This is a genomic window from Dendronalium phyllosphericum CENA369, from assembly GCF_016056275.1.
GTDB lineage: Bacteria > Cyanobacteriota > Cyanobacteriia > Cyanobacteriales > Nostocaceae > Dendronalium > Dendronalium phyllosphericum.
In genome coordinates this window covers 16,148-16,413 of record NZ_JAECZA010000203.1, presented here as the reverse complement: position 1 = coordinate 16,413, position 266 = coordinate 16,148, and the positions used below count along the sequence as shown (strand labels likewise).

The 266-nt window shown below is 47.7% G+C and carries 1 pseudogene; it reads left to right on the top strand.

Annotation, left to right across the window (positions count from 1 at the left end):
• Positions 1–266 (top strand): annotated as a pseudogene (locus tag I8752_RS22395) (PD40 domain-containing protein); the annotation flags it as partial.

Below are 266 nucleotides of genomic sequence, written 5' to 3'. Positions count from 1 at the left end.
CTTGGCGCGGACATGAAAAAGAAGTGAATTCTGTCGCCTTTAGCCCAGATGGCAAGTTTATTATCAGCGCCAGCAATGATACTACAGTGCGCTTGTGGGATATAAACGGCAATCCTATTGGTGAACCTTGGCGCGGACATGAAAAAGAAGTGAATTCTGTCGCCTTTAGCCCAGATGGCAATTGGATTGTCAGTGGCAGTAATGATACTACAGTGCGCTTGTGGGATATGAACGGCAATCCTATCGGTCAACCTTGGCGCGGACAT